Source organism: Actinoplanes sp. NPDC051859 (assembly GCF_044452725.1).
GTDB lineage: Bacteria > Actinomycetota > Actinomycetes > Mycobacteriales > Micromonosporaceae > Actinoplanes.
Genome location: NZ_JBITBX010000026.1, coordinates 1 through 22,225 on the forward strand (window position 1 = coordinate 1; position 22,225 = coordinate 22,225).

At 66.0% G+C, this 22,225-nt stretch carries 22 protein-coding genes and 2 pseudogenes; 11 read left to right on the forward strand and 13 right to left on the reverse strand.

Going from position 1 to position 22,225, the window contains the following annotated elements; genetic code table 11:
• Positions 1–203, reverse strand: a 203-nt coding sequence (locus ACIA1L_RS32530) for a hypothetical protein (protein ID WP_396076900.1), incomplete at its 3' end; no start/stop codon positions are given.
• A 963-nt stretch (positions 204–1,166) separates the two neighbouring features.
• On the opposite strand from ACIA1L_RS32530, the gene ACIA1L_RS32535 reads away from it, so the two are divergent.
• Positions 1,167–1,322, forward strand: coding sequence for a hypothetical protein (locus ACIA1L_RS32535; RefSeq protein ID WP_396076901.1), 156 nt, complete (start codon positions 1,167–1,169; stop codon positions 1,320–1,322).
• A gap of 210 nt (positions 1,323–1,532) precedes the next feature.
• Here ACIA1L_RS32535 and ACIA1L_RS32540 read toward each other — a convergent pair whose 3' ends face one another.
• A complete protein-coding gene (locus ACIA1L_RS32540; protein WP_396076902.1) occupies positions 1,533–3,110 on the reverse strand; it encodes a family 16 glycosylhydrolase in 1,578 nt (525 codons plus the stop codon).
• A 600-nt stretch (positions 3,111–3,710) separates the two neighbouring features.
• Here ACIA1L_RS32540 and ACIA1L_RS32545 point away from each other — a divergent pair.
• From ACIA1L_RS32545 to ACIA1L_RS32555, 3 genes are all read left to right on the forward strand, one after another.
• Positions 3,711–5,381 (forward strand): serine/threonine-protein kinase, encoded by a 1,671-nt coding sequence (locus tag ACIA1L_RS32545; protein WP_396076904.1) that lies wholly within the window; start codon positions 3,711–3,713, stop codon positions 5,379–5,381.
• Between the two features lie 98 nt (positions 5,382–5,479).
• Positions 5,480–6,268 (forward strand): hypothetical protein, encoded by a 789-nt coding sequence (locus ACIA1L_RS32550; protein ID WP_396076905.1) that lies wholly within the window; start codon positions 5,480–5,482, stop codon positions 6,266–6,268.
• Between the two features lie 3 nt (positions 6,269–6,271).
• Positions 6,272–6,967: a class F sortase gene (locus ACIA1L_RS32555; RefSeq protein ID WP_396076906.1), complete on the forward strand. Its 696-nt coding sequence runs from the start codon at positions 6,272–6,274 to the stop codon at positions 6,965–6,967.
• 531 nt (positions 6,968–7,498) lie between these two features.
• On the opposite strand, the gene ACIA1L_RS32560 is transcribed toward ACIA1L_RS32555, so the two are convergent.
• Positions 7,499–8,740, reverse strand: a complete 1,242-nt coding sequence (locus tag ACIA1L_RS32560) for an Nramp family divalent metal transporter (protein WP_396076907.1) — start codon at positions 8,738–8,740, stop codon at positions 7,499–7,501.
• Positions 8,741–8,879: 139 nt separating this feature from the next.
• The gene (locus tag ACIA1L_RS32565) at positions 8,880–9,803 is read right to left on the reverse strand and encodes a ferritin-like domain-containing protein (RefSeq protein ID WP_396076908.1); all 924 of its coding nucleotides are present in this window, start codon (positions 9,801–9,803) and stop codon (positions 8,880–8,882) included.
• 564 nt (positions 9,804–10,367) lie between these two features.
• Here ACIA1L_RS32565 and ACIA1L_RS32570 point away from each other — a divergent pair.
• Both ACIA1L_RS32570 and ACIA1L_RS32575 read left to right on the forward strand, forming a co-directional pair.
• Positions 10,368–10,973 (forward strand): sigma-70 family RNA polymerase sigma factor, encoded by a 606-nt coding sequence (locus ACIA1L_RS32570; RefSeq protein WP_396076933.1) that lies wholly within the window; start codon positions 10,368–10,370, stop codon positions 10,971–10,973.
• Positions 10,970–11,713, forward strand: coding sequence for an anti-sigma factor domain-containing protein (locus tag ACIA1L_RS32575; RefSeq protein WP_396076909.1), 744 nt, complete (start codon positions 10,970–10,972; stop codon positions 11,711–11,713). Before ACIA1L_RS32570 ends, ACIA1L_RS32575 begins: the two co-directional genes overlap by 4 nt.
• On the opposite strand, the gene ACIA1L_RS32580 is transcribed toward ACIA1L_RS32575, so the two are convergent.
• Entirely contained in the window at positions 11,706–12,017 is a 312-nt protein-coding gene (locus tag ACIA1L_RS32580) for a hypothetical protein (protein ID WP_396076910.1), read from the reverse strand. The genes ACIA1L_RS32575 and ACIA1L_RS32580 overlap by 8 nt on opposite strands.
• Between ACIA1L_RS32580 and ACIA1L_RS32585 the strand changes: the two genes are divergently transcribed.
• Both ACIA1L_RS32585 and ACIA1L_RS32590 read left to right on the forward strand, forming a co-directional pair.
• On the forward strand, positions 12,016–12,423 hold the full coding sequence (locus ACIA1L_RS32585) for a fasciclin domain-containing protein (protein ID WP_396076911.1): 408 nt from the start codon (positions 12,016–12,018) through the stop codon (positions 12,421–12,423). The genes ACIA1L_RS32580 and ACIA1L_RS32585 overlap by 2 nt on opposite strands.
• A 5-nt stretch (positions 12,424–12,428) precedes the next feature.
• Complete coding sequence (locus ACIA1L_RS32590) at positions 12,429–13,904, forward strand: molybdopterin-dependent oxidoreductase (RefSeq protein ID WP_396076913.1); 1,476 nt, start codon at positions 12,429–12,431, stop codon at positions 13,902–13,904.
• Between the two features lie 159 nt (positions 13,905–14,063).
• Here ACIA1L_RS32590 and ACIA1L_RS32595 read toward each other — a convergent pair.
• From ACIA1L_RS32595 to ACIA1L_RS32610, 4 genes and pseudogenes are all read right to left on the reverse strand, one after another.
• Positions 14,064–14,375: pseudogene (locus ACIA1L_RS32595) on the reverse strand (STAS domain-containing protein); the annotation flags it as partial.
• Positions 14,376–15,002: 627 nt separating this feature from the next.
• Positions 15,003–15,806: an isocitrate lyase/phosphoenolpyruvate mutase family protein gene (locus ACIA1L_RS32600; protein ID WP_396076934.1), complete on the reverse strand. Its 804-nt coding sequence runs from the start codon at positions 15,804–15,806 to the stop codon at positions 15,003–15,005.
• 6 nt (positions 15,807–15,812) lie between these two features.
• Positions 15,813–16,982, reverse strand: a pseudogene (locus ACIA1L_RS32605) (IS3 family transposase).
• Positions 16,983–17,466: 484 nt separating this feature from the next.
• On the reverse strand, positions 17,467–17,847 hold the full coding sequence (locus ACIA1L_RS32610) for a PleD family two-component system response regulator (protein WP_396076914.1): 381 nt from the start codon (positions 17,845–17,847) through the stop codon (positions 17,467–17,469).
• A gap of 308 nt (positions 17,848–18,155) precedes the next feature.
• Here ACIA1L_RS32610 and ACIA1L_RS32615 point away from each other — a divergent pair, with 308 nt between their 5' ends.
• The gene (locus tag ACIA1L_RS32615; protein WP_396076915.1) at positions 18,156–18,545 is read left to right on the forward strand and encodes a DUF3618 domain-containing protein; all 390 of its coding nucleotides are present in this window, start codon (positions 18,156–18,158) and stop codon (positions 18,543–18,545) included.
• A 15-nt stretch (positions 18,546–18,560) separates the two neighbouring features.
• On the opposite strand, the gene ACIA1L_RS32620 is transcribed toward ACIA1L_RS32615, so the two are convergent.
• Both ACIA1L_RS32620 and ACIA1L_RS32625 read right to left on the reverse strand, forming a co-directional pair.
• A complete protein-coding gene (locus tag ACIA1L_RS32620) occupies positions 18,561–18,950 on the reverse strand; it encodes a hypothetical protein (RefSeq protein ID WP_396076916.1) in 390 nt (129 codons plus the stop codon).
• 202 nt (positions 18,951–19,152) lie between these two features.
• On the reverse strand, positions 19,153–19,437 hold the full coding sequence (locus ACIA1L_RS32625) for a hypothetical protein (protein WP_396076917.1): 285 nt from the start codon (positions 19,435–19,437) through the stop codon (positions 19,153–19,155).
• A gap of 468 nt (positions 19,438–19,905) precedes the next feature.
• Here ACIA1L_RS32625 and ACIA1L_RS32630 point away from each other — a divergent pair, with 468 nt between their 5' ends.
• Together ACIA1L_RS32630 and ACIA1L_RS32635 are read left to right on the forward strand one after the other, a co-directional pair.
• Positions 19,906–20,064 carry a hypothetical protein gene (locus tag ACIA1L_RS32630; RefSeq protein ID WP_396076918.1) on the forward strand — a complete coding sequence of 53 codons (159 nt, stop codon included), beginning with the start codon at positions 19,906–19,908 and terminating at the stop codon, positions 20,062–20,064.
• On the forward strand, positions 20,057–20,404 hold the full coding sequence (locus ACIA1L_RS32635; protein WP_396076919.1) for a response regulator: 348 nt from the start codon (positions 20,057–20,059) through the stop codon (positions 20,402–20,404). The genes ACIA1L_RS32630 and ACIA1L_RS32635 overlap by 8 nt, the downstream gene beginning before the upstream one ends.
• 205 nt (positions 20,405–20,609) lie before the next feature.
• Here ACIA1L_RS32635 and ACIA1L_RS32640 read toward each other — a convergent pair whose 3' ends face one another.
• On the reverse strand, positions 20,610–20,957 hold the full coding sequence (locus tag ACIA1L_RS32640) for a hypothetical protein (RefSeq protein ID WP_396076920.1): 348 nt from the start codon (positions 20,955–20,957) through the stop codon (positions 20,610–20,612).
• A 176-nt stretch (positions 20,958–21,133) separates the two neighbouring features.
• Positions 21,134–21,445 carry a GlsB/YeaQ/YmgE family stress response membrane protein gene (locus tag ACIA1L_RS32645; protein WP_396076921.1) on the reverse strand — a complete coding sequence of 104 codons (312 nt, stop codon included), beginning with the start codon at positions 21,443–21,445 and terminating at the stop codon, positions 21,134–21,136.
• Between the last annotated feature and the right edge of the window lie 780 nt (positions 21,446–22,225).

Genomic DNA, 22,225 nt, shown 5'->3' on the forward strand with positions numbered 1-22,225 from the left:
GTGGCGGTCTTGCCGTGCAGTTCGATGCGGGCGCTGCCGCTGGCGCCGGAGGAGTTGAGTGCCTTCAGCTTCGCCGTGGCGACGGTGCCGTCGTAGCCGGCGTCGTGGTCGTTGTGGCCGGTGTTCGCGACGGCGGCGGTGCCCAGTCCGGCGATCGCAGCCGCTGCGACGATGGAGCCGAAGATGGTTCTACGCGTGCTCATGAGGGTCCCATTTCCTGCATTGATGCTGTGGCAGCCCCCTCCCGTAATAGCTCTTCCGAAGCCAGGAGAGCACCTTAAACCAACTAAACTTCTACAAAACGCCCAAGCTGTTTGTAAGGGTTTTCAGTCCGATACATGTCAAGCTCATCAGGTGAATGAGAGGCACCGTAGGTTTGAGGAAAGCTTCGGCGTCCGCTGACCGCGTTGCTATGGCCTGACCTGCAAGGCAGCCGGGCTCATAGTGCCGGGCGAGAGTGAGACATAGGATGCGGCACTCCCTTCGCAGGAGGCGCAACTCGGCCCTCCCCACGTTCTGTAGCCGATCCGATGGTGAGTATGCGGTTCAGTCAGCAGTGTCAGGCTGAGTCATTCCGGTCAGGATGTCGTGGACCCCGTTCATGTCGAACGATGTACCGCCAATTCAGTATCAGCCACCCGACCCGCGGCGTCGTCCGGCTGGCTGGTGGGCGCGAGCAAGGCGCCGAGGGCTGCCGAGTGAAGGAAGGTGACGGCGGCGAGGTCGGCGACAGGGCCGTGGATGCCGGGTTGGTCGAGGTCGTGGAGCAGGAGCCGGTGAGGTCGGCGGTGGCGGCAAGGTCGAGTTCGCCAGCGAGAGCCACGGTGACGAAGTCGTCGTGGTGTGGCCTGCAGAACTCCGAGGCATCTGTGTTCAGACGGCTGTTCGGGTGGCGCGTCCGCGGGGCAGACGTTATCGGGAGCCACCGACAAGAAGCGGGGTTCGTTCGCGGCCGCGATCACTCCATCACGAAACCTCCCGGAGTCCCAGGGAGCTCCGGTCTGCAACACAAGCACCTCGCGGTCATGCTGCGCCCGTACGAGAGAACAGTGTCGCCGATGATGCCTAGCTTTCCGTTCGATAGGGGTTCTCACGTTTCCGCTGGCTGGCGTACTGGGTATAGCGGGGCCGGCGGGAGGTGCCCGCCGGCGAAACGGAGCGAAGTCATGCTGGTTCTCGGGCTCATCCTCCTGCTGTTGGGCATGTTCCTCAAGGTGTCGATCCTCTACACGATCGGCATCGTTCTCCTGGTGGTCGGTGCCGTGCTCTGGATCCTCGGCGCTGTCGGCCGTCCGGTCGCCGGGCGAAAAGTCTGGTTCTAGCTGACCTCTTCTATTAGCGAAAGGGCGCCCACGTCGAGTGGGCGCCCTTTCGCGTGTGCTCAAGACCTCCAGGAGTGGCGACGAGCACACCCCGATGCTGAGTAGTGGAGCACGCAGCGCCACCCATAGGCCTCCTCCTCGACCGCGAAGCAAGGTCCGTTCACTGGGCGAGGAAGCATCGCACCTCGATAGAGTCCTCGAAAGTGCGATTCACGGTGTTGCGGGGCGGCCTTCTTGGCGGCCGTTGGAGTACCAGTGGCTCATGCCGCTGCGGTAGTTGTTGCTGCCGAAGGCGTTGCGCAGGTCGGGGAAGGTGCCCATGTACCAGGCGGGGGCGAAGTCGGCCGATCCCTGCCTGCCTTCGTTCATGCCGTAGATCGTGAAGTGGTCGACGGCGTCGGCGTTCGGGAAAGCTGCGAGGTCGCCGTAGCGGGCCTTGTAGTACCCGGGGTCGAAAAAGACCGAGCCGCGGCGCCCCTCGACCCGGCCGTACGCCAGGTAGTGGGTGATAGCGCCCTGGTAGTTGGTGGCTCCGTAGGCCGCGGCGACGTCCGGTTGGTGTGCCATGTAGTAGGCGGGGTCGAAGGTGGCTGCGCCGATGCGGCCCTGCGGGACGCCGTAGTTCAGCCAGTGCCATTGGGCGTGGTCGTAGATGTTGCCGCCTTGGGTGGCGACCTTGTTCTGTGCCCAGGTCCGCACGTCGGCGTAGCTGTCGAGGTAGAACTGGCGGTCGAACACGATCCGGGCCAGGCGCACATCGGCCGGGTTGGAGTTGGGCCGGTAGTTGTAGGACTGGACGCCGAGTTGGGCGCGCCAGCAGTCGTTGTCGCAGGTCGGCGGCACCGGCGGCGGCCCGGAGGGCTGCGGGGTCTTCTTCCAGACCTTCACCCAGTCGACCTGAAAGTTGCGCTCGCCGGCGGTGTCGGCTTCCGCGCCGATGTTCGTCAGGATCGCGTTGAGCGGGATGCCCTTGGCGTACTGCGCCCCGTACGTCGCCGAAACCCGGCCGTCGATGGAGAACTTGATGTGCTTGTCGGGTGCCCACTCGGCTTGGAAGACGTGGAACTGGTCGTCGATCAGCGGTTCCGCGTTCGCCTTTGACAGGCAGTGTTTGTAGCCGGCGGGTTTCGGCTTGTACGCCGAGTAGTAGGTGTGGTTGAGGCCGTAGTAGTCGTCTCGGTTCGTTGCCATCTTCGGGCTGCCCTCGCAGCCCTTCGCCTGGTTTTTGACGCCGGCGTTCTCGATGACGTCGATCTCGTTGATCGGCTGGTCGACGCCCCGGGCAGTGTTCAACCAGAACGAACTGAGATGCCCCGTCGATCGGTGCACCTTGATCTTGGCGGCGAACAGGTGCGTACCGGCCTCGAACTTCTGGACCGAGGTGATCCGGCACCGCCATCTGGTTTCTTGAGTGTCGGGGTCGTTCTTGGGGAACGGCTTGAGCTTGAGGAGTCCAGGGTCGGCGGTGTCGACCGTCCCGCAGCTGTCGATCGGCTTCGGCTTCCACACGCCGTTGACACGCACCTCGCCGACGTTCTTCCATACGGGCACATCGTCGACGGTCCACACGCTGAACCCGTCACCATCCTTGGCGACCTTGTGTTCCTTCTTGAAGTCGTCCTGGAACACCTTGGTCCAGTCCGGATCCGCCTCGGACGGCAGGTCTGCCTCCGACGCCTGCAACACCTGCGTTGGCTGGACAGCCCGCACTGACGCCTGCCCCGCGTGGGGAACTGCCAGGCTTGCCAGGCCTGTCAGCGCGCTCAGCGCCACTAGCCTTACCTTCACGATTATCTCCTGCAAGTCGAATGCCGCCGATTTGTGCGAACAGTCCTGAATAGAGTGAGCATCTCCAGGCAGACCACGTCGTCCCTGGATTGTGCGCAGCATAGGGGACGCGGAATGTTGGTTTCCCCGGGTCCGTGTGCCCAATCCCACGACGATCCGCGACTGCCAACTGCACGGCCAGCGGTGTCGTCGGCCTCGTCGGTAGAGAAGCCGAGCAGCAGAACTCGCAGATGGTGACCCACCGGCGCACATGTTTTACCTGCCCGCACTGGACGAGCGCCTGCGCCCGCTGCTCACGATGAGCTTCGCCGGTGGCCTGTCGTCAGCAGTCCGTCGTCCCGTCGGCGCTGCCGCGCACGGTACGGAGTCGTTCTGCTGCGCGTGCTAACCCCCATCGCCGCGACGATCCTTACCTTCGGACTCGGCATGACGACCGTGACCGCCATCGGCCCATTCAGCACCCAGGGGTAGGTCGACGGCCCGCCGCAACACACCGAAACCCGGCAAAGCGAATTCTTCTCCCATCCACCAAGCCGAACGCTCTGGAGTGCCGAACTCTCTACGGTGGTGATCGAGCGGCGGATAGGGCGGGATAGCCGAGTGAGAGAGACCGAACCGAGCAGCGTCGCCGTTGCCGCGCAAGCGGTCGTCGCCGGCCGCTACCGGCTCCTTACCCTCATCGCGTCCGGCGGCATGGGCCGGGTGTGGCGGGCTCGAGATGAGCTGCTGGACCGCGACGTGGCGGTCAAGGAAGTCGCCGCGCCCGCCGGCCTGCCGCATCTGGACCGGCACGAGATCCACCTGCGCGCGTTGCGGGAAGCCCGCGCCGCCGCACGACTGGATCATCCGGCGGTGGTGCGCGTCTTCGATGTCGTGCAGACCACCGGCCGGTCCTGGATCGTCATGGAATACGTGGAGTCGCGCTCGTTGCATCAGGTGATCACCGAAGAAGGGCCGTTGTCGCATCGGGAAGCGGCCCGGGTGGGCCTGGCCGTGCTGATGGCGCTGCGGGCGGCCCACGGGCAAGAGGTGATGCACCTCGATGTAAAGCCGCACAATGTGCTTCTTACCGCTCAGGGGCGGGTGGTGCTGACGGACTTCGGGCTGGCAGCCTTCGGTGCCGTTGCCCGTCGCGAGACCACGACGGAGCCGCTGATCGGTTCGCCGTACTTCCTCGCCCCCGAACGGCTGCGCGAGGGGGCCGGTGACGCCCGTACGGACCTGTGGTCTCTCGGCGCCACCCTGTACGCGGCGGTGGAGGGACGACCACCGTTCAAACGGGCAAGCGTCGAGGAATCCCTCGCCGCTGTGCTGGCGGACGCCCCGGATCCGCCGCGGCATCCTGGCCCGCTGCATCCGGTGATCGCCGGACTGCTGAACCGCGACCCCGCACATCGGACAAACGCGGCCCGCGCACAAATGGATCTCGAGAAGGTGACTCAACGTGCAGTGGGTTCGGCAGCCGTGCCGGCGCCCCGGCGTCCCCGCCACGACGACCTTCACCAGGCCGGCCCACCACAGACGGCAACGGCTTCGCCGCCGGCAGAATCCAGCGCACCCGAACCCCGGTCACGCTGGAACCATCCGGGCAGACAGACCGGAATCCTGTTGGTGGTCATCGCGCTCGCCGCAGCCATCGGCGCGGCAGTAACCGCGACCGTCGACCGGAACGACGATCCTCGTCCCGCTCCGCAGACATCACGTCCCACCGCTACCGCCGCGGGTGCAGCGGCGGCGCCCTGTGCCCTGGGACGTCGCGAATCGCTCGCTGCGGCTTCCGCCGCGAAGGCGCCGGCCGGCGGGTCACAGCATGTCGATCCCGCCGGCTTCACCCTGCCGGTACCGAAGGACTGGACGCGTACCGCCGACGCGAGCAGGGTGTCGTTCTGCGATCCGGGCGGCGTCCGCGTCTTCACCGTGCAGCCGGGACTCGCGCCTACCGGCGACCCGCTCCGGCATTGGCAGACCGTCGAGCAGCAAGCCCTTTCGACCGGAACCCTTCCCGGCTATCAGAAGGTCAGCATGGGCGTACTTCTCGTGGCGGGCGGCGGCGCCGACTGGGAATACACCTGGCAGCCGCCGTCAGGACCGCGGTTACACACCCACCAGATCCTGCGCGCCGTCGACAACACGCGCTCATACCTGCTGGCCTGGACCACACCCGACCAAGACTGGGAAGCAAACCTGATTCACCAGCGCACCTTCGTCGGCGGCCTGCGCGACCGATCTTCCGCACCCGCCACCTGGTCCGTCCCCGCTCCCAAGCAGTAGCCCAACAATCACCTAGTGTCATATGTCGATCAGTGACCCAGCCGGACACGCCTCGGACCCGAATTCCCGTCGACACCCCGATCGACGAGGAGCACCCCGTGAGACTGCGCCGCACTCTTCTGGCTATACCCGCGACCGCCGCCGTCCTGCTGGCCGCACCAGCCCCGGCGTTCGCCGACGAAAGCGTCCACGTCCAGCTCGACGCGTTGAACAACTCCGGCGCCTCCGGGACCGCGACGCTGACCGTCACCGGCAGCGGCGACCTGAAAGTCAGCATCCGGTCCAAGAATCTGGTGCCGAACTCGCCGCACGCCCAGCACCTGCACGGCTCGGTCAAGGGGATGGATTTCCACTGTCCCGACATGTCCGCGGACAAGGACGGCAACGGCTTCGTCAGTACCGAAGAAGGCCTGCCGATGTACGGCGACATCTTCGTCTCGCTGACCACCAAGGGCGACACCGCCAAGGCCAGCGGACTGGCCGTGGACCGCATGCCGACCGCGGACGCGACAGGCAACCTGGCCTATGACCGCACCATCGCGGGCGCCGACCTGCCGCAGGGCACCCTCGAACACCTCAAGGATCTGCACGTCGTGCAACACGGCATCGACGCCAACAACAACGACAAGTACGACCTCGAAGGCCTCGGCGAATCCACCCTGGCCAAATCCGCCGGACTCACCGGCATCCCGCAGGAAGCCACCGACCCAGCCACCTGCGGCATGGTCTCCGGCGCCGCCGCCGGATCAGTACCGGTAGGCGCGGTCGCCGCCGGCGACGGCACCAGCCGCCCCCACCCCACCCCGATGTACGCCCTCGGCAGCGTCGCACTGCTCGGCGCTCTCGGCACCTTCATCGCCCGCCGCCGGCTGCGTGCCCAGGGCTGAGCGATGAGCGACACCGCCGCATCAGGGCCGCCACCCAAGCGCCGCCGGGAGCGATACCTGCTCCCGGCGATGACCCTCGCCTTCACCCTGCTCGGCTTCACCGCCCTGGCAATCGGAGTGCGGCAGAGCTTGCACGAACCGGATCTGCCCGCCACCACGGCAAGCGCTCCGAACACCCCGTCACCAGCGGCGACGCCCGGCACCCGGTCGGGGACCCTCACCACCGGACCACTGATGGACACCTCCGTACCCACCCGGGTGTCCATTCCCGCCCTCAAAGTCTCCGTACCCGTGACGGGGCTCGGCCAGCAGGCTGACGGCAGCATGCAGGTGCCCGGCGACGCCGCCACCGTCGGCTGGTACACCAAAGCACCCACTCCCGGAGCGCTCGGACCGGCGATCCTGGCCGGCCACGTCGACTACCAAGGTCAGCTCGGGACCTTCGCCCGGCTATCCAAGCTGAAACCCGCAGACCTGATCACCGTACGGCGCCGAGACGGCAGCACAGCCACCTTCTCCGTCACCGCCGTCAAACGCCACCCCAAAGACAAATTCCCCACCGACGCCGTGTACGGGCCCATCAACCACGCGGGCCTGCGGCTCATCACTTGCGGCGGCGACTTCGACAACGACACCGGCCACTACGAGGACAACATCGTCGTCTACGCTATCCTGCGCACCGCGCAACCCGCAGCTTGAGGATCAGCGATGACTGCGGCTGCGGGCCGCGCCGTGAATGGCAGGCTAACTCGGTACGCTGTTGCAATCTGGAATAAACCGTTTGACGTGGTACTGAGCAGTCCTGCCGCCTGGCTGGAGGCCTTCTAGGACTGGGTGTCTGTTCGCGCCGGAATGGAGCGGGATCGCGTTCCTTACGGTTGGCTCGTCATCGTCGCGGCGGCGATCCGGGCGGGGGCAGCCTGACCCGCTTACGTCTCTGCACCTATTCCCCGTGCCCGCAGTCCCGGGCTGGCCGCTGGCGCTGGCCCGAGGCTGTGGCTGCCTGCCACAGCAGGCATTCCGGGTGTGCCCGTGTCGGTCGCTGGTTGACATAGGCAGAAGAGCAAACTTTGAGTATTGCGCATGTCGGCCAGAGTGTCTGATTCCGTTCCCGGCGGTTGGAAGATTCTGCTGGCGACGCGCTGCGTGTCGCGGACCTTTCCGAGGGTTTGTATGTGCGAGCGGACGGCTGGCGGGCCTACGGCGATGTGTGCGGGTTCGTGGGGGTGTTCAATGTCCGGTCCAGCTGGCTAGTTGCTGGGCGAGGAGCATGATGTTCAGGCCGCTGAGGGCGGCGACGATGACCGCCATGGCGGTGGTCATGGCGGGGGTGTTGACGTGTGCACCCATGATGCTGCGGCGGCTGGTGAGCCATAGAAGGGCGCCGAGTGCGAAGGGGATGCCGAAAGAGAGCGCGACCTGGCTAACGACCAGCGCTTTGGTCGGGTCGATACCTGAGACTAGGAGTATGACGGCGGGTGTCATGGTGATGGCCCGGCGAAGCCAGATCGGGACTCGCAGGTTGAGGAAACCGTCCATGATGATCTGGCCTGCGGCTGTTCCGACGCTGGATGAGGAGATGCCGGAGGCGAGCAGGGCCGCGGCGAAGGCTAGGGCGACGCTGCCGCCGATGCCTTCGGCCAGCCGATGGTGGACTTCGTCGAGGCCGATGGCGGGGGTTCCGGGGCCGTGGTGGAAGATTTTGGCGGCGATGGCGAGCATGCTCAGGTTGATGAGCCCGGCGATTCCCATGGCGATGGTGATGTCGATGCGGGCGCAGTGCAGCAGCCTTTTTGGGTCTTTGCCCTGGCATCTGGCGGTGCGGCTGCTCATCAGCCCTGAGTGTAGGTAGATGGCGTGCGGCATGACGGTGGCGCCGATGATGCCTACTGCGAGCAGTAGGGTTTCCGATCCTTCGAAGCTCGGTACCAGGCCGTTGAGGACGTCGGTGGTTGACGGCGGGATGCGCAGGGTCATGTAGAGGAAACCGGCGCAGATCAGCGCGAGCATCGAACCGACGGCCAGCTCGAAGGGCCGGTGTCCGCGCCGTTGGAAAGCGAGAACGGCGAAGGCCAGCACGACGGTGACGCCTGCTGCGATCGGCAGCGGCATGTCAAAGAGCAGGTTGAGCCCGATGGCGGCGCCGACGAATTCCGCCAGGTCGGTCGCCATGGCGACGATTTCCGCCTGGCCCCACATGAACCCCCGGGCGCGGCGAGGCATCTTCTCTCGGCAGAGTTGCGGCAGACTGCGACCGGTGACGATGCCGAGTTTGGCTGCCAGGTACTGGATGGGCATGGCCACCAGGTTGGCCAGCACGACGACCCAGACAAGCCGGTAGCCGGTGCTGGCACCACCGGCGAAGTTGGTCGCGAAATTCCCGGGGTCGAGGTAGGCGATGGCGGCGACGAACGCCGGCCCTAGTGCGGTCGCGACCCGTATCTTGCCCGGTGCGACGAGACGGGGTCCCATGGCTGGCTCGTTGAGGCGCGGTCGCTGCGAAAGCTGAGTCACGAACAGGTTCCATCCTCGGCGGCGGGGTGTGGTGACAGCGCCGGTCGAGGTCCGTCCCCGCCCCGGATCGAGCCGGGACGGACCTCGACCGGGTGGCTCAGCCGCTGACTCGGACGTCGCCGTTGAGGCCCTTGGGGTAGAAGCCACCGCGGCTTACCTTGCCGGGGTTGAGGTACACGATGTTGAGTACCCGGCCGGGTGTGCGGCTGAAAGCGATGCCGCTCTTGTTGGTCGGGTTGATGTTTGCCCGTCCTTCGACGGTGAGGCCCTGGTCGTCGTTGAGCGGGCCGTCCAGCGCGTTGCGGGCGTCGGAGAGCTTCTTGACCTGTGCGGCCATGCCCTTCTCGAACAGCGAGGTACGGATGGTCGCGGCGTGGTAGGCCTCGACGGCGAGGATGCCGGCTGCGGCTTCCAAGTAGGTTTTGTTGCTGATCAGCGGGGCGGCGCCTTTGTAGGCGGTGACGCCGACGTCTTCGAACAGGAAGGCCGCCAGCAGGAAGTTGTTCTCGTTGGCGTAGGGGTCGAAGGTGTCCGTCTGCCCGATCAGGCCGGCTGCGCGTGCGGCGGCGGTGAAGCTGTCACGGATGTTGATAGCGGGGCGTGACACTTTCGCGTTGCCGAGTGCTCCGCGCAGGAAGTTGACGTGGGCCCGTTCGTCGTTGGCGATCTCCTGGGCGTACTGCCTGATCGCGGGGGTGTCGAACTTGACCGCGCGGCCGCCGGTCACGCCGCCGCGGGCGCCCTTGCCGGTGGTGAAGCTGTCAGCCAAGCCCTCGCCGTTGACGGCATGCAGGTAGAACTCGGCCTCCAGGTACTCCAAGTTCAAGGCAAAATTCAGAATCGCCCCATCACTGGGAGCTGCCGCGGCTGCGGCTTCCTGAGCCGTTCCTGTCGATGCGTCCGGGCCGGCGAAGGCCGGTGCGGTGAGCACGCTGGCACCGACCACTCCGAGGCCCAGCGCGCCGGCGCTTTGCAGGAAGCGACGACGGTCGGCGCCGTTCTCCGCGCTCCGCCCGATCATTTCTTTGACAAGCTTTTTTCCGAACACGTTGTCGCTTCCTAACATGAAGAAGAAGTGTGGGATGCCCGCGCAATGCAGGACATGATTAACCAGGCTCGGCATCCCCCAAGAGGGGGAGCGAAGGCAGATAAGGAAGAATGCCTTGACCGGGGATAGCCGCCCACGTAAAGCGGAGAATCAAATCATCGCGTGAGGCCCGGCTCTATTCGGATGGATCTCCTTGCGAAAGCATCGGCAGACTCAGGCCGTTCAGCCGTCCGGGCCAATGCCGGTGTGCCGGGCGTCTAGGGCCACGATATCGACTGAGGACCGGGCCGAAGTTCAAACAGAAGTAATGCTCATGTTTTTCTTGCCGCCTGGAGGCATCCCGAAAGCTCCCGCAGATCGAGGTCGTCCGTAGCTGGCGCGCAGTGATCAGTGGAGATGATCCACTGATCGGTGTCCAGTAGTCGGCTCCGGCGTCGATCGCCTCGCGTGGATCGGCAGGCGGCCTGGACCCATCCTCGCAGCGTAGAGCGCCGAATCAGCGTGAGAGAGACCGTGGATGACGGAGAGGTGGACCCGATGGAACACGGCGCTGCGAGGAGGCCGGTTCACCTGTCGGCGGTGCCGTCTTCGCCGCTGGACGCCGGCGACCTGCTGCGGGCGACCGCGCGCGGCGACGAGGCTGCCTTCGAGAAGCTGTACGACCTGGTCGCGCCGCGGGTGTACGGCCTGATTCGCCGGATCCTGCGTGATCCGGCGCAGGCCGAGGAAGTCGCCCAGGAAGTCCTGGTCGAGGTGTGGCGTACGGCAGCCCGGTTCGATTCCGGACGCGGCTCCGCCACAGCATGGGTGCTGACTATCGCGCACCGCCGCGCAGTGGACCGGGTCCGCTCCGAACAGGCCTCCACCGTCCGTACGATGAAGGTCGGCGCGGCCTCGGTCGACACCCCCTACGACGAGGTGGCCGACGAGGTGTCCGGGCGCCTCGAGCGCCAGCAGGTGCGGCACTGCCTGGACGACCTGACCGAGTTGCAGCGCCAGGCCGTGACGCTCGCCTACTACCAGGGCCACTCGTATCGGGAGGTGGCCGAGCTGCTGGACACGCCGCTGCCGACCATCAAGACGAGGATGCGCGACGGGCTGATCCGGCTGCGCGACTGCATGAATACGGGGGTGACGGCGTGACCACGACAGATGCGCACGCGCTGGTCGGCGTCTACGCCCTCCACGCGGCTGATGACCTGGAACGCGTCGCATTCGAACGCCACCTCGCCGGCTGCGCGGTCTGCCTCGCCGAAACCGATGAACTACGCGAGACCGCGGCTCGCCTAGCCGCCAGCACCTGGTCGGTGCCACCACCTCGACTGCGCGCCGACGTGCTGACCGCGGTCAGCCGTACCCGGCAGATCCCACCGGCCGCACACAACACCGCGCGAGAATCCGCGGGTCCGTCACGATGGCGACGCAACTCGATCGCTGTAGCGGCGGCCGTCATGCTCGCCGCGGGTACCGGTGTGAGCGTGTACCAGGTGCAGGAACAGCGGGTACGCGACCAGAGCGCCGCCGCCTGGGCAGCCGGACTACGAGAGGACCAGGCCCAGCGCATCCTGACCGCTCCTGACGTGGTCTTCAGGACCGCGGCGATGCACGGGGGCGGCACAGTCACCATCGCCTCCTCGCCGTCACGCCGAGCAGGTGTGGTGGCCTTGCGCGCGGAGGTTCCGCCGGACCGAAACCAGGCATTTCAACTCTGGACGATACGGGCCACCACGCCGATCTCCGCTGCGGTCTTTCCCGCCGGGCGGTCCACGGCCATACAGATCATCGACAGCTCCGGCGCCGACGCCGTCGGTGTGACGCTCGAACCCACCGGCGGCTCGCCCGCGCCGACAGCACCGGTCGTCGCGCTAATCGGTCTCAGATGAGACCCATCCAGTACCCGATCTGCTCCGAATCCGTTGAGACAGAGAAATCCACGATGAGGAGTTCTTCCATGCGCACCACCCGTTTCACCGCTGTCGCCGCGGCCGCCCTGTTCACCGTGTCGCTGGCCGCCTGTGGTGACGATTCGAAGTCGGAGAACACCGGTTCGGCCGCCGCGCCGACGACCATGGCCACGTCCGCCGCGCCGATGATGTCCTCTCCCTCCACGGACAGCATGACGAACTTCGGTGCGGGCTGTTCCGCGGTGCCCACCGACGCGTCGGACCCGGGCAGCTTCGCCTCCATGGCCCAGGTGCCGGTCGCTAGCGCCGCCTCCGGCAACCCGGTCCTGTCCACTCTGGTCAGTGCCGTGAAACAGGCCGGGCTGGTCGACTCGCTCAACACCGCCCCGGCGCTGACCGTCTTCGCGCCGGCGAACTCGGCCTTCGACAAGATCCCCGCCGCGGACCTCAAGAAGGTCCTCGCTGACAAGAAGACCCTGACCAGCATCCTCACCCTGCACGTGGTGCCGGAGAAGCTGTCCCCCGCGGACCTGGCCGGCTCGCACAAGACCCTGCAGGGCGGCGAGGTCAAGGTCACCGGCAGCGGCACCGACTTCAAGGTCGGCGGCGCCTCGGTGGTGTGTGGCAACGTGCAGACCGCCAACGCGACCGTCTACATCATCGACACCGTCCTGATGCCGAAGAGCTGAGCGTGATGATCCGGCGTACCGGAAAACCGGCGCTGATCGGCGTATTTTGCGCTGCCCTGGGTGTTGCCGCCGCGGAACTGCTCGCGGCGGCCACCCGCCCGGCCGCCTCGCCGCTCGTTGCCGTCGGCGGGGCGATCATCGACGCGACGCCCACCCCAGTCAAAGAATTCGCGGTCCGCAACCTTGGCACCTACGACAAACCGGTACTGCTGGGCAGCATCGGACTAGTCCTGATCATCTTCACTGCCGTCGTCGGCATCCTGACCATCCGCCGCCGCTGGGCAGCGATCGCCGGAGCCGCGGTGTTCGGCCTCGCGGGCGCCACGGCCGCCCTGTCCCGCCCGGCAGCCATCACCTACGACGCCGTGCCGTCCCTGCTGGGCGCGGCGATCGCCGCCGGTGCGCTGCTCTGGACCCGAACCCGGACCGCCAACCCAGACCGGCGGACCTTCCTGCGGACCGCCCTGCTCATCACCGGCGGGGCAGTGCTCTTCGGCGGCGCAGCGGAAACCGTCAAACGCGTCCGCGGCGGCGCGATCGCCCGCTCCCGGGAAGCCATCAAACTCCCCGTCCCCGCCGACCCCGCCAAGCCCCTTCCCTCCGGCCTAGCGCCCGGCTTCTCCTCGGAGAAGCTGTACCGGGTCGACACCGCCCTGACCCTGCCCAAGATCGATGTGGGCACCTGGTCCCTGCGTATCCACGGCATGGTCGACAAGGAGCTGGAGCTGTCCTTCGCCGATCTGCTCGACCGGCCGTTGCGCGAACGCGACATCACCCTCAACTGCGTGTCCAACGAGGTCGGCGGGCCGTACATCGGCACGGTCCGGTGGCTGGGCGTTCCCCTCGCTCCGCTGCTGGCCGAGCTGGGCGTCGATCCGAAAGCCGACCAGCTCGTTGCCCGGTCGGTGGAGGGCATGACCATCGGTACGCCGGTCGCCACCCTGCTCGACGGACGGGACGCCATGCTGTGCGTCGGCATGAACGGCGAGCCGCTGCCCGTCGAGCACGGCTTCCCGGTCCGCATGCTGACCCCCGGCCTGTATGGCTACGCCGGGTCCTGCAAATGGGTGACCGAGCTGGAACTGACCACGTTCGCCGATTTCGACGCGTACTGGGTGCGGCGTGGCTGGGCGGCCCAGGGGCCGGTGAAGACCGCTTCGCGGATCGACAAGCCGCAGCCTTTCGCCACGGTCCAAGCCGGGAACGCGACGGTCGCGGGCGTGGCGTGGGCCCAGGGCCGCGGCATCCGTACGGTCGAAGTCCGCGTCGACGACCGAGGCTGGGAGAAGGCCGAACTGCTGCCGGTGCCGTCGTCGGACACGTGGGTGCAGTGGCGCTACGAGTGGAAGGCAACTCCCGGCCCGCACACTCTCGCCGTACGGGCCACCGACGGCACCGGCGCGGTGCAGACCGAACAGCGGGCGACCCCGTTCCCGGACGGCGCGACGGGCTGGCACACCATCACGACGACAGTGGACTGAGAAGCCCTCAGTCCGGTCGCTCAACACCAAACCGAAGTGATTCGGTTTCCGGCAAGAATCAATGCCCTCGTCTTCACCGAATGACATTCTCAGGGCCGAAAACGCCTCCGTAGACGGTCCTTTCCCGTCCCCGTCGGACCCCGTGATGAAGAGAGTCAGTAAGCCAAGAGCATCGAAGGCTTGGTGGACGATGCCGTGAGCGTTGGCCAGTCGTAGCGTGGTGCCGGCATGTTGCGCGATGAGATAGCCATCAATGATGGCGCTGATGGTTGATGCGTCGATAGCGGTGACCTGGTCGAGGTCGACGACCATCCGGGGGGCGTCCGCGGCGTCGACAATGTTGAGCAGCACCTCGCGCAGCCGGCTGCTGGCGGTCATGTCGCACTCGCCTGCCAGCCGTACCCGAGTTATCGCCACCTCGGGGATCGCGGTGCTTGTCTCGGCGTCGATACGGAAGTCACGTCCGGTCACGACCGATTTTCTACCATCAACGATCTTGTGTTGTGAAGACGCCAGCAAGGCAATCCCGCAGCAACCGCCCCGGACCGCCGTAGCGGGCGCGGCCGCACGACGCCCTACGGCGGAGACAGCGCTGCTCCGGTTGCGTTCGTGACGGCCACCTGCGGGAGGCCAACCTGCCAAGGCCGAGATGATCTCGGTATCACGGGCTGGGTCGGCTTCTGACCCGGGCGCACCCGGGGGTATCTGGGCTGTTCGGCGCTGGTTGCTGTTCGTGAGCGATGGTGTGGGTGGATCGGATCATGGGTTCCGTGTCGGTCCGGCCGAGGACAGTCTGCCGGACCGACACGAAGCCACTCGCGTCTCCTGGCTGTCAGCTGCGCACGTCTCGTGCGCACCAGGAGCATCCTGAAGATCGGCACGCCTGCGTTCATCATGAGCGCTGTCCGCCGGATGTCTTGCCAAGATGACCGCGTCCACCAAGCGGTCACCTCCAAGGCGGCGCAAGAGGCATGTTCAGGAGCTCAGCAACGACAGAAACCCAGGAAACGGCAATTCGCTAGAGCATTACGTGCGGATCGCTGTGGCTGAGCAACTGCTGAGTAGCCGCGACAGGCGCGTACACCGGGGTTGACCTAGCTAGCTTCGGTATCCGGCGGGTGCTTCCCATAGCGCGTTCAGCTCTGCATAGCCGACCGCTGTATCGAGCGCACGGTAGGTGCCTGACTTCAGCAGTTCGCGGGTGGCTAGCTCGACGAGGCCGTATGCCGCTTGGGCGATCGACGTGCCGACGCTGACCCTGCGGACTCCAGCCGCTGCCAGCTCACCGATGGTGGGCCCTGTCGGTCCTGCCATCGCGTTGACAGGCAAGGCGGACGCCGCGGCGAGCGCGCTGAGCGTCGCGAGATCCGACAGGCCCGGCACGAACAGGCAGTCAGCACCGGCCTCGGCATATGCGCTCGCGCGGATCATGACTTCGTCGAAGTGGCTCGCGGGTGCGATGGCGTTCAGCAGGTAGACATCTGTCCGAGCGTTGATCATGAGCTGTGGTAGTCCCGCGGCAGTCGCCGCATGCCGGGCAGCTTGCAGCCGTCGTGTTTGTTCGTCCCGAGGTCGCAGAGTTCCGTGCCCGGCATGTGAATCCTCGACGTTGATCCCCGCTGCGCCTGCTTCGATAGTGGCCCGGACGGTGGCTGCGACGTCTTCGGGCGTGTCCCCGTATCCGCCTTCTATGTCTGCGGTGACCGGCACGTCAACGGCCGCACAGATGCGGTGAACCGCGGCGACCATTTGCTGACGGGTCAGGGCTTCTCTGTCAGGCAGGCCCAGTGACCGAGCAATACCGCCGCTGGTAGTGGCGACAGCCGCAGCGCCGGCGCGGGCGACCAGGGACGCGCTTGCCGCATCCCAGGCGTTCGGGTCTGCTGCACCGATTGGTGACAGTTCTAGTCACGCAGCCTGACTGGCCGGTGGGGCCATGATGGTCTCGTACTCGATAGGGGTCAACCGGGCTAGCGTTCGTTGGCGTCGGCGGCGGTGGTAGGTCCGTTCGATCCAGGTCACGATCGCGGACCTGAGTTGCTGGCGGCTGGTCCAGGTTCGGCGGTCGAGGACGTTGTTCTGCAGCAGGCCGAAGAACGATTCCATGGCGGCGTTGTCGCCGGCGGCGCCGACTCGGCCCATCGACCCGACCAGGTGGTGTTGGTTCAAGGCGCGGACGAACTTACGGCTGCAAAATTGCGACCCGCGATCGGTGTGCAGCACGCAGCCGGCCACGTCACCGCGGCGGGCCACGGCGTTGTGCACGGCGTTGACGGCCAGCCTCGACTTCATGCGTGCATCGATGGAGTAGCCGACGATCCGGTTCGACCACACGTCCTTGATCGCGCACAGGTAGAGCTTGCCCTCATCGGTGCGGTGTTCGGTGATGTCGGCCAGCCATAACCTGTTCGGCCTGCCGGCGGTGAAGTCGCGTTTCACGAGATCGTCGTGGACTGGCGGGCCTGGCCTGGCGCCCTTGCCCCCGCCGCCGTTTGCGGCTGAACGTGCTCCACCAGCCCATGCCGGAGCAGATCTTCCAGGCGGTGCGTTCGGTCATCGGCTGTCCGGCAGCGTGGGCTTCGTCGGCCAGGAACCGGTAGCCGAACTCTGGGTCGTCGCGGTGGGCGTCGAACAACGCGTCTGCCCGGTATGCCTGCGCCAGTTCGGCGTCGGTGACCGGACGGGCCAGCCACCGGTAGTAGGGCTGTCGAGCGATGTTCAACACCCGGCACGTCACCACGACGGGGATGCCGTCGGCGGCGAGCTCGTTCACGAGCGGGTAGAGCCTTTTCCCGGCAGGTTCGCCTGCGACAGATACGCCGCAGCACGGCGCAAGACCTCGTTCTCCTGTTCGAGGAGCTTGATCCGCTTACGGGCCTCGCGCAGCTCGGCCGCCTCACTGCGGCTCACGCCAGGCTTGATGCCTTCGTCGGTGTCGGCCTGACGCAACCACTTGAACAACGTCATCGGGTGGACCCCGAAGTCCTTGGCGATCTGCTCGACCGACACACCCGGGTCACGGTCACGAGCGACCCGCACGACATCATCGCGGAACTCTTGGGGATAGGGCTTGGGCACGATGGCATCCTTCCAGGCCGCCCACAAGGCAAGCCACATCAGATGTCACCTATCCGTGCAGCAGACCCTTCGGCAGCACCAGCAAAGGCTGTTCGTGCAAGGCGCGAAACGTACGCGCTCTAGCGATGTTCGATGCGTCGACCATGGCGCCCATCCTCGATTCGGCAGGTTCCGAACGACATCGTGGCCGGAAGTCCAACCGTGTGGCGGCACCTCCACGCCCGCCAGGGACATCGAAGATCGGCCGGTCACCATGTCGTCGGTCTGCCCAAGTCTTCCTCGAGCGCGAAGGTGATAGCTGGCGGTTTTCGGCCTTCACTGTGCGGCGGGCGGCCGATGAAATCACCCGCCAGCGCGGATCGCGGATGCCGGTTCGGCAGGGACGCCATCGGTGGAGTGATGGGGGTTTCGCGTAGCCCGTGCGTGTCAAGGATGCGGTGCGGGTGCCTGGTACACGGACCCGCTGGAGGATTTGCGGGAGTTCTCAAATTGCCGGATATACCAACCTGACTGTGCGGTTCTCCTGCAGCAGACCGTTGAGGCATTGGACGAGCTGTGTTGAGGTAACCGGTCCGGCAAGCACCGCCGTGGCACCGGCGTCGGGAATGTGCATCTCGTGCATCCCGGCGGGGGCTCTCGTCAGGAGAACGGGGATATGGCGCAGGTCGTCGTCTTCGCGCATCATCCGACACACTTGCACTCCCGACATGATGAGCATGTCAGCAGCGAGAACGGCGGCCTCGGGGCGATGTTCACGGATTGCCGCCAACGCCTGCGCCCCGTCGAAAGCAATGATGACGGTGTGGCCCGCCTGGCGTAGCGCCCGGGCGGCCTCGAGGCGTAGGTCCGCGTCCTCTTCGGTCATTACGATGCTCGCCATTTGTCTCGCTCCCTTCTTCCTCCATCGGATCATCGAATGGCCACGGAAGAGGGGAACCCGGTGTTGGACAACCCGATCAGACGAGATCTCAGAGTTCTCGGGCGAGTCGCGGCAGAGCAGGCTTCGAAGCGATCAGCAGCGACTTCGCGAAGGCACGCCCGAGGTGCGAATGTGCCTTCCGGCAGGTTAGCGGGGTCGGCGGGAGGGCAAGCAGAACGCAGCCTTGGTTCAACTCAGGTCACGCGACCGAGATGGCAGACGGCGACGGCATGACGGCGAGGAGAGGTTCAGACATGAGGCCCAGCGACACCACCGACAAGGTGATCAGTTCACATTCCGTGCCGGGAGCGCCGGAGAACATCCGCGCGGAGATCGAGCAGACTCGCGGGGACATCACCGATACCGTCACGGCGATCACCGAGAAGGCAGTTCCCGCAACACGCCTTCGTCGCTCCCTGGCGGACATGAAGGCCAAGTCTGCCGCTGGTGCTGCTCGGGTACGGCAGTCCGCTCCGCAGCGGGCTCGGCAGGCGCAGCACGCTGTGCGTAGTCGCCCCGTGCCTGCCGCGGCTACGGCCTTGACGGTGGTGGGGGCGGTGGCTGCTGTCATCGTCTCCCGCCGTCGAAAGGCACAGGCTCGCGCGGCGCGTAACCGCTGGCTGCCGGGATTCTTGCACCGCTGACACCGCCGCAGAGAACTACCCACCGCCCCGATCGAGATAGAGGATTGCCATGAAAACGATGAAGTTCGCTGTTGGTCTTGCCGTCGGGTATGTGCTCGGAAGCCGCGCCGGCCGCGAGAAATACGAGCAGGTCATGGTGGGGGTGCGAAAGTTGACCCACCACACCCGAGCATCCGACGCGACCACGGCCGAAGTCACGCCAGCGAACAGCACTGCGCAGACGAAGGGTTCCGGGCTACCCACAAGTTCCACCTCCGTACCGGCTGTGAAGTCCGGAGCCCTATCACCGGCTGCCAGCCCCGCTCGGACAGCCTCGACCGCCATGCGCAACCAGCCCCGCAAGGTGCCCGCTGCGCCGCAGGCGGCGTCCGGCAATACCGACAGTTCCACAATCGTCTGAAACATGCGTCGCTGACATCGCTCACCCACCAGCAGCCGGGAGCTGCGGCCTTACGCGAGCAGCAAGGCCGGTGCGGTCTATCCGTGCCGGCCTTGCATTTGTCGGTCGTGCAGCATTCCCCTTGCAGGGGCGGCTAACACAGACCGCGACCGGCACCTTGGGGATGGTGCCCGTCTGGGCCTTTCAGGGAATGCGCCACCCGCGAGCCTAGCCGGGGAATTTGGTGGCGAACAGCGTGAAGTCAAGAGTGAAGGTATGCGCCGCGGGGGCGTACATCGCGGTGTACTCGGGGTCGGGTGAGAACAAGGTCCAGTGGCGACCGCGTGCGTCGGTGACGAACAGCAGACCCCAGGCACCCGGTTCCTCACCGACCATCTCGACCAGCCGGCCGGTGTGGCGAAGGTAAGTGTGGCTGATCCGGCCGTGCCCGGCGACGGTCAGCGGAAACCGGGGCGAGCTAGGCAGCCAGGGCCAGCGGGTACTGCGTGCCATTTTCTACCGGCTCGCCGCATGCCGGTGGAGTACCGCCAGGCATCGCAGGTGCATATGCCGTTGCAACATCATCTCCGTCGTGCCAAGGGGAGGCAGGTATCTTGCGATGCCCTGGCGGAGGTTCCTTGAGGCATCACTGGCACCGCTATCACAGGGAGAGGCGCTCAGCATGCCGAGGGCGCATCGGTGATTCCACGGCCCATTTGAGGACTCCTTCAATAGCTGGCGGTCATTCAGTAGCTGCGGCGACGTTGATACCCAGCAAATTCCGAGGACACACTCAGAAATTGCTTCACTTATTGCCGTCGTGAGACACGCTGACGCTGTTGTACTTCCCGGCCGCCATCGCGACGCCGATAGTGCGCGCACGCGGGCGTCTTTCTGGCGGGATCAGATATCGTCCGGGCCAGCTCGATGCGGCACTCCTGCGCGAAGGCCGTCCCTGATCGTTGGCGTAGCGTGGATCGGGTGGCGAAAGAACCTGAGCAGCGCGACGCACCAGCGGCGGCCCCTGAGGTGCCGCTGTTACAGGTACTCGTGGTCGAGGACGATTTCGGCGATCTCGCGCTCGTGGAGAACGCGTTCGATGAGCACAGTATCCCCAGCGAGTTGCACCACTGTGGGTGACGGTTCCGAGGCCCTGGCGTTCCTGCGGCGTGAAGGCGCGCACCGTGATGCTCCTCGGCCGGACCTGATCCTTCTTGATCTGAATATGCCGCGCGTCGATGGCCGTCAGGCGCTGGCCGAGATCGAGTCAGATCCCGAGCTCAAGTCGATTCCGACGATCGTGTTCACCACCTCGTCGTTGGACAGTGACGTCATCGCCAGTTACAGCACGCATGCCAACGCCTATATCACCAAGCCGATCGACCTCGACGATTACGAGCGGGTGGTGATGGCGATTAGGAATTTTTACGGGCACCTCGCCGTGTTGCCGCGGCGATCCCCCGATCAGCCAGCCTTATAGGCCGCTCGCTTACCGAGTGCCGATGCGGCCATAGGACAGTGGTGCTGCTCACGGTCCTGCGGATTCGTCTATCAGTGGAAGGACGCCGGCGATGGCAAAAACTCTGCGGATGTAGCCCTGGGCGCCGCTCGTGAGAAGTCTGCGGCGATAGGTCAGCGGGACCACCGACCGCCTATACTCACCTCGGCAAGGGTGAAGCTCCGGCTCAGGATAACAATTTGACGCTGCTCGCCGGTGCGGAGAGGTAGAAGCCTTGCTGGTTGATCTGGTCGGCGCCTTCGTCGCGGGTGATGCCGGAGTCGGTGGTGAAGTTCGGGGTGACGCGGGCGATCACGCCGGTGAACTCGACGAAGTCCCCGCGTTTCATTGTGAAGACGGATTCGCCGTGTGTGCCGGTCAGGGTGACCCAGAGCCGGTCGCGGGTGTCGGGGCCGACCCAGAAGCCTTCGTCGGCAGGAACCGACTGGACGCGGACGCGGTGCGCGGTCGCTGCTGCGGCGTCGTTGGCGCGCGACCCCTGCGCCGTGGTGAGTGTCAGTCGGCCGTACAACATGATCGGCAGCTGTCGGTTGTTCTTGAACCGACGGTCCGGTCCGCCTGCCTTGTTCGCGTATTGCCACGTTGCCGTGGTCGCGTCAACGAATGACTCGGTTCGTGGCCGGGCGAGACATAGGATAGGGGCAGAGCGCCTTATTCCGCTCTGCCCCTATTTGACATTCCGTGCAGGTGCTACCGGCGTGTGCGCTTGGCCCATAGGGGGGTGACGACGGCGATCAGGCCGGCTGCGGCCGCGATCTGGACGATGTGGCGGATCCAGTCAATGCCGCCGGTGTCCCTGACTCCCAGGGCGGTAGCGACGGCGTTGCCGATCAGGGCGCCGAGTACACCCAGCAGAATGGTCAGCCAGATGGGGATGTTCTGCCGGCCGGGCAGGATCGCTCGTGCGATCAGGCCGATGATCAGTCCGGCGATGATGGCCCAGAGGAACGACATGACGTGCCCTTCGGTGAGGTGTCCGGTGTGCAGCGGATGTCCGCGCACGTGCCGGGGCGAGCTACGTGCCCGCCAGTCGGAGACCCATCAGCATGGTGATGCTGTACGGGTGGCGGTGAGCACGATCAACGGCGGCAGTGTTTCCTCATCGCGTGGTCGGCAAACACGCGTCGATCTTTCGACTAAGTTGCCCGAGCGACTACTTCACAGGGGTCGACGTCGCAGGGGGCGCCCATTCGCGTCGGTGGTGTGCAAGACGTAGCGGTAGCCGCGGGGTGCGTGGGGTGCCATCCACCGACTTCCCATTCCTGCTGACGCAGCTCGACACTTCTTGCGGGACAGCGAGCCGTTGATCGGCAGCATCGAAGCGGCGAACGATCTATCCGCCCAGCGACCGTACGTGCGGGCGTTCTTCGACGAGCACCCACGCCACCGCGCCGGGCCGCCTGCTGGCCGGCCCATCAGTTCGCTACCTAGAAGATGCGTTTCGTTCCCTGCCGTGAGCGGCCACCAGCGACGCCCGGTTCCCTGGACGGTTCTGCCGCCCCGCGGTCTGGTCATCGGGGGAGGAGCCAGTGGTCTCGCTGTTGCCAACCACCGGCTCACCCTAGAGGTCGCGACGCGCCAAGTCGAAACGTTCGCGCGCTCACCATCCCTGCCTAGCGCGGTGGGGCGCTCGTCGATCTTGCCTGTCGTCGATTCCCTCCGGGGATGGTCGACCGGCTTGCTCGTGCGCGGTGACACGTTGAGCGCTTGGTAATCATGGCTTCCACGTCTGGGCAGCGCTCGACTGGCGTTGAGATCTGAAAGAGTCTTGCAGGTTGGGCG